Source organism: Luteibacter sp. KNZ12-1A (genome assembly GCF_056755675.1).
The window spans coordinates 1-6831 of the sequence record NZ_JBPGXU010000151.1 but is presented as its reverse complement, the minus strand read 5'-3'; the positions used below and the strand labels follow the sequence as shown (position 1 = coordinate 6831).

Here is a 6831-nt window from a genome sequence, read left to right as displayed (position 1 = left end):
TACTTCAGCAGCGAGCGCAGCATCCAGGCGGTCTTCTCGTGGTCTTTCAGGCGGCCGGTGACCATGTCGGCCGTGCCTTCGTCACCCACGGCCTCGGCGGCCTTGATGGTGTCGCGCGAGGTGGCGGCGGCGATCTCGTGGCCATCCACCAGCTGGGCGACCATGTCCTTCCACTCCGGTACGCCGGCCTCTTCCTTGATCGAGGTGAGCTTGGAGAACTGGCTGTAGGAGCCCGGGGCGAAGACATCGAGGATGCGGATGCGCTCCGCGACCTCGTCGGCGGCCAGCCAAAGGGCGTTGTACTGGACCTCGAACATGGCGTGCAGGCTGTTGAACTGGGGGCCCGTGACGTTCCAGTGGAAGTTGTGGGTCTTCAGATAGAGCGAGTAAGTGTCCGCCAGGAGCTTTGATAGCTGCTTGGCGACCGCTTCGCGGTCCTTCTTGGCGATACCGATATCGATGGCCATGTGGCGACTCTCCTTGGGGTTTCTTCGATCGTTGGAGCGAAATCTTAACGGCCTCCCAGGTGCACGTGAAATGAAACCTTCCGATGCCGCCGATAGGCCCACGCTATCATTGGCGTTCCCATGAGCACCTCCACACGTCCCGTACGACCTCCTTCCCCCGACCCGCGCCTGCGAGAACTGCGCGACGCGCTGGCGCAGGTGACCAGCCGCGACTTCGGCCGCCTGCTCGGCCGTTGGCGCGCGCTGTCGCGCAAGCCCGATCCGGCCAGGGTCGAGGCGCTGGCGGCCGATATCGCGAATTCGACAGCCCGCCGGGCCGCCCGGGCGGCCTCCAAGCCGCCGATCACGGTGGATGCCTCGCTACCGATCGCCGCGCGCGCCGACGACATCGTCACGTTGATCCGCGAGCACCAGGTGGTGGTGATCGCGGGCGAGACCGGCTCGGGCAAGACCACCCAGTTGCCGAAGCTGTGCCTCGCCGCCGGTCGCGGCGAGGCAGGGCTGATCGGCTGCACGCAGCCTCGCCGCCTCGCCGCCCGTTCGGTGGCCGTGCGCGTGGCCGAGGAACTGGGTACGCCGATCGGCGACAAGGTGGGCTTCCAGGTCCGCTTCACGGAAAAGGTCTCCGACCAGGCCCTGGTCAAGTTCATGACCGACGGCATCCTGCTCGCCGAGACGCAGTCCGACCCCTGGTTGTCCGCCTACGACACCATCATCATCGACGAGGCGCACGAGCGCAGCCTCAACATCGATTTCCTGCTCGGTTACCTCAAGCGCCTCGCCGCGCGCCGGCCCGAGCTGAAGATCATCGTCACCTCGGCGACGATCGACACGGAACGTTTCGCGGCGCATTTCAGCGACGCGCCGATCGTGACGGTCGAGGGACGCACGTATCCTGTGGAGGTCCGCTACCGTCCGCCGGGTGAGCGCGGCGAGGGCAACATCTCGCAGCAGATCGCCGATGCGATGGACGAGATCACCCGGGAAGACCCACGCGGCGACGTGCTGGTGTTCCTTCCCGGCGAACGTGAAATCCGCGACACGCACCTGTTGCTGTCGCGCAAGCAGTATCGGGAGACCGAGGTACTGGCGCTGTACGCGAGGTTGTCGGCGAACGAGCAGGATCGCGTGTTCCGACCGGGAACGAAGCGGCGCATCGTGCTGGCCACCAACGTGGCGGAAACCTCGCTCACCGTGCCACGCATCCGCTATGTCGTCGATTCGGGCACGGCTCGCGTGAAACGCTACAGCCAGCGCGGCCAACTCGAGCGCCTGCACGTCGAACCGATCTCGCAAGCCGCGGCCAACCAGCGCAAGGGCCGCTGTGGACGCGTCGGCCCCGGCATCTGCTACCGCCTGTACGACGAGGCGGAGTTCGTCTTTCGGCCCGAATACACCGATCCCGAGTTGCTGCGTTCCTCGCTCGCCAACGTCATCCTGCGCATGCTCGCGCTCGACCTGGGCGAGGTGGAGGATTTTCCGTTCCTCGACGCACCCGATCCGCGCGTCGTCGCGGATGGCTACCGTCGCCTCGCGGAGATCGGAGCCATCGACGACGGCCGCCGCCTGACCGAGGTGGGACGCACCGTGGCGCGCCTGCCGATCGACGTCCAGCTGGCGCGGATGCTGGTCGAGGCGCGACGCCTGGGCTGCCTCGCCGAGATCACGACCATCGTGGCGTTCCTGAGCATTCAAGACCCGCGCGAACGACCGCCGGAGGCGCGTGGGCAGGCCGACGCGGCGCATGCGCAGTTCGCCGATCCAAAGTCGGACTTCGTCGGCGTGCTGAACCTGTGGAAGGGTTATCTCGACAACGCCGAGGAACTCACCTCGTCCAAGCTGCGCGACTGGTGCTCCAGGCACTTCCTGAGTTTCATGCGCATGCGCGAATGGCGGGAGCTGCATCGGCAACTGGTGCTGGTCATCCGCGACCTCGGCTGGTCGACCGCGACGGCGCGAGCCGAGTCCACTTCGTCGGAAGAATCCAGCTCGATGGGAGCGGACCCTGTCCGCGATGGAGGTCGCCGCTCCGCCCGAATCGCGGACAGGGTCCGCTCCCACCAGGCTGGCAAGCCTGAAAAGGGAAAAGTCGCACCCGCGTCGCCCCCCCAGGGTGACGCCCTGTTCGAAGCCGTCCATCGCAGCCTGCTCGCCGGCATGCCCACCCAGGTCGGGCACAAGGACGAGAAGGGCGTGTTCCGCGGCACGCGCGAGCGACGTTTCCAGGTCTTTCCGGGGTCGGCCCTGGCCAAGGCTCCCCCGGCCTGGGTATTCGCCGCGCAGATCATCGATATCGGTGGCCGCATCTGGGCCATGATGTGCGCACGCATCGACCCCGCGTGGGTCGAGACACAAGCGGCGCATCTGGTCAGGGCCACCGCGCGCGATGCCCACTGGTCGCGCAAGCGCGGCGCCGTGGTCGCGTACGAACAGGTCACCCTGTTCGGCCTGGTCCTGGTCGAGCGCCGGCCGGTGACCTTCCACAGGCAGGATCCACGGCTGGCCCACGAGATCTTCGTGCGCGAGGCGCTCGTGCGCGCGGACATCGACAGCCGCGCCGATTTCGTCCGTGCCAACGCGCGCGTGCTGGAACAGGCCCACGACATCGAGGCGAAGCAGCGCCGCGCCGGCCTGTTGCGCGCGGACGAGGCGCTGGCCGCCTTCTTCGACGGCAAACTGCCGGAGGAGATCGCCGATGCGCGGGCGCTGGACGCCTGGTATCGCAAGGCCTCGCCAGGCGAGCAGGCGGCGTTGCGCTGGACCCTCGCCGACGTGATGGACCATGGCGCCGGCCTCGACCCGAAGGCTTTTCCGGCTTCGCTCGACATCGGCCAGCATCGCTACCGTCTCGAATACCGTTTCGTGCCGGGCGATCCCGCCGACGGCGTCACCATCCAGGTGCCGTTGGCCTTCCTCAACGCCTTGCCGGCGGCACGGGGCGAATGGCTGGTGGGTGGGCTCCTGGCCGACAAGGTGGCGGAGCTCATTCGTTCCTTGCCCAAGGCGCTGCGCCGCAACTTCGTTCCCGCACCCGATTTCGCGCGTGCCTTCGCCGAAGCGGAGGGCCCTCGCGACGAGCCACTGGCCAGGGCCTTGGCGGCCTTCCTCAAGCGCACCACGGGCGTGGAGGTGGATGCCGCCGCGTTCTCCGCTGCCGAACTGCCTCCGCACCTGCTCATGCGCTACCGGGTGCACGACGAGGATGGGCGCACGGTGGCCGAAGGACGCGACCTGGGCGAGATTCGTGCGCGCTGGGAAAGCAAGGCTCGCGAAGCCTTCTCGCGCAAGACCGACGTCGAACTGACTCGCGAGGATATCGTCGCCTGGGATTTCGAGTCGATCCCGCGGGAGGTTCGCTCAGAGGCGGGCCTGAAGGCCTACCCCGCGCTCGTCGACCTGGGCGAGGCCGTGGCCCTGCGCGTGTTCGAACGCGCGGACGAGGCCGCGGAGGCGCATCTGGCCGGCGTGGAACGATTGCTCCGGCAGGCGCTCGCGCCCGAGTTCAAGCGTGCGCGGCGGCAGCTGCCCATCGCCAACGCGTTGTCGTTGAAGTACGCCCCCCTGGGCAGCATCGACGGCTTGCGCGAGGACCTGGTCGAAGGGGGATTCGAGGATCTCATCGCGGACCGCCGGCTGGATGCGCGAACACAGGGGGAGTTCGAGGCCTTGCGCGTGGAGCTGGGGCGCGAGCTGTTCGGCGCGGCCATGGCGCGACAGAAAATGGCCGAGCCGATCATCGAGGCACAGGCCGAACTCAAGCCATGGATGGACCCGCCATTGATGGGTTTCGCGAAGGCCAGTTACGACGACCTGCGCGAACAACTGGCGGCCTTGCTGCAGCCGGGATTCCTCCGCGAGTTGCCACTGGCACGGCTGGCTCATTACCCGCGCTACCTCAAGGCCATGCGGTTGCGCGGCGAGCGCCTTCGCCAGGACCCGGCGCGCGACCAGTCGCGTATGCTGCAGGTGCTGCCGTACTGGCGTGCGCTGCTCAATGCGGGTGGGACCGCGTTGAACGACGGGACCTGGGACGAACTGCGCTGGTTGCTGGAGGAATGGCGGGTCTCGTTGTTCGCCCAGGAATTGAAGACGGCGGAACCGGTGTCGGCCAAGCGGCTGGCACGCGCGCTGGAAACCGCACAGGCCGCCACACGATGAGGAACCCTGAGGACAGGCGATGAGCGACACCCGCGCCCCCGAGGTGAAAGCCAACGCGATGCCGCTGACCGAGCGCGCGCGCGAGGCTTGCGCAGCGCTGCCCGCGTCGGCCCGAGCCGAGGGCGAGACGGTGGTCGAGCTGCTCCGCCAACTGGGATGCGACGACGAGACCTGCGCGTCGGCGTTGTGGTTCTCGCTGCTCAAGGCCAACCCGGACGCCGCCGGCGAAGCGGCGAAGCATTGGGCGCCGACGCTGCGCCGCCTTGTCGATGGCCAGGGCGAAGCGGAGAAGGTCTGGGCGCTGCACGCGCAACGCGGGCCGGCGAGTGGTGCCGAGGGGCTGCGCCGGTTGCTCCTCGCGATCATCCGCGACCTGCGCGTCGTCTTCGTCCTGCTGGCACGCCAATTGGCGGCGATGCGCACCGCCATGGCCTTGCCCGACCACGAACGGCGCGAACTGGCCCAGCTCACCTCGGACATCCACGCCCCGCTGGCCAACCGCCTGGGTATCTGGCAGCTGAAATGGGAGTTGGAAGACCTCGCCTTCCGCTATCTCGAACCGGACACCTACCGGCGCATCGCGCGACTGCTCGACGAGCGCCGCGCCGACCGCGAGCACTTCATCGCTGAGAGCCTGGCGCAGTTGCGCGCGGTATTGGACGGTGCCGGTATCAAGGCCGACCTGGCAGGGCGCCCGAAGCACATCTTCTCGATCTGGAAGAAGATGAAGAAGAAGGGGCTCGAGTTCTCGGACCTCTACGACATCCGCGCGGTGCGCATCCTGGTCGACAGCGTGGCCGACTGCTATGCCGCGCTCGGGCTCGTGCACAGCCTGTGGCCGCACTTGCCCGGTGAGTTCGACGACTACGTCGCGCGTCCGAAGGGCAATGGTTATCGCTCCCTGCATACCGCCGTGCTCGGTCCCGAGGGCAAGACGCTCGAGGTGCAGATCCGTACGTACGAGATGCACCGGGCCAACGAACTCGGCGTGGCCGCCCACTGGCGCTACAAGGAAGGCGGCAGCGCTGATTCCGAGTTCGAGGCGAAGATCGCCTGGATGCGCAAGCTGCTCGAGCCCCGTGGCGAGGACGAGGCCGAACTGGCCGCCGGATTCGAAACCGAGTTGATGGAAGACCGCGTGTACGTGCTTTCGCCCAAGGGCGAGGTCATCGACATGCCACGCGGCGCGACCGTGCTCGATTTCGCGTATCACATCCATACCGAGGTGGGTCACCGTTGCCGCGGCGCGAAGGTCAACGGCCGCATCGTGCCCCTGACCACCCAGCCGCGCAGCGGCGACCGGGTGGAAATCCTCACGACGAAGGTATCCGAGCCCAGCCGCGACTGGCTCTCCGTGCACCACGGCTACCTCAATACCTCGCGTGCGAAGGAGAAGGTGCGCGCGTGGTTCCGCCGCGAGGCGCACGAGGCGAACATCCTGGCTGGCAAGGCGAACCTGGAAAAGGAGTTGCGCCGCCTCGCCCTGGACGACGTCGACCTGTCGAAGCTGGCGGCGCATTTCCGCCTGAAGAACGTGGAGGAACTGTACGTCACGGTGGCCTTGGGCGAGGTGACGCTCGGCCAGGTCGCGCGTTCGCTGCAGGAGCCCGTCGAGGCGGAGATCACGCAGTCGGGCAATCCGGTCGCTTCCCGCGGCGCGCAGCATGACCGTGGTGCCTTGTCGATCGAGGGCGTGGGCAATTTGCTGACCACGCTGGCGCGCTGCTGCCAGCCGTTGCCGGGAGACCCGGTGCGCGGTTTCATCACCCGTGGCCGCGGCGTATCGGTACACCGTGCGGATTGCGCGTCGCTGGCCCGGTTGGCGCGGCGCAACCCTGAGCGTGTGATCGACGTGAGCTGGGGCCGGGTCGACGTGCAGAACTACGAAGTCGACGTGGAACTGCGTGGCTACGATCGCAAGGGTCTGCAAAAGGATGTCGCCACGACGATCAACAACGTGGGGCCGCACATCGTGGCGTCTTCCAGCCGCGTGCACGTACGCACGGGCGAGGTCGAGATGCGCTTCACGCTACGCGTGAAGGATTACGAGCAGCTGTCGACCTTGCTGGGCCGGTTGGGGGCGTTGGCGAACGTGACGGATGCACGGCGGTTGGGGGGCAGGTGAGGTTTCGCGAGCACCCATCGCCCCCCCGGGGGGCCACCCCCCCGGGGGGGCGGGGCCGGCCGGGCCCGGGGGGGCCCCCCC

Annotated in this window: 3 protein-coding genes; 2 read left to right on the top strand and 1 reads right to left on the bottom strand. The window is 67.8% G+C overall.

All coding sequences use genetic code 11. The features are described 5' to 3' along the window. The coding region (locus ACR9ZJ_RS18495; RefSeq protein ID WP_481281142.1) for a Dps family protein at positions 1-467 on the bottom strand (467 nt) is incomplete at its 3' end. 120 nt (positions 468-587) lie between these two features. On the opposite strand from ACR9ZJ_RS18495, the gene hrpA reads away from it, so the two are divergent. Together hrpA and ACR9ZJ_RS18485 are read left to right on the top strand one after the other, a co-directional pair. Next, positions 588-4625, top strand: a complete 4038-nt coding sequence (hrpA, locus tag ACR9ZJ_RS18490) for an ATP-dependent RNA helicase HrpA (RefSeq protein ID WP_481288585.1) — start codon at positions 588-590, stop codon at positions 4623-4625. Between the two features lie 19 nt (positions 4626-4644). Then, positions 4645-6750, top strand: coding sequence for a RelA/SpoT family protein (locus tag ACR9ZJ_RS18485; protein ID WP_481281140.1), 2106 nt, complete (start codon positions 4645-4647; stop codon positions 6748-6750). Positions 6751-6831: the final 81 nt, after the last annotated feature.

Bases quoted from the DNA above. Each gene is read 5' to 3' on its own strand.
- hrpA (WP_481288585.1), top strand. From the start codon at position 588: ATGAGCACCTCCACACGTCCCGTACGACCTCCTTCCCCCGACCCGCGC.
- ACR9ZJ_RS18485 (WP_481281140.1), top strand. From the start codon at position 4,645: ATGAGCGACACCCGCGCCCCCGAGGTGAAAGCCAACGCGATGCCGCTG.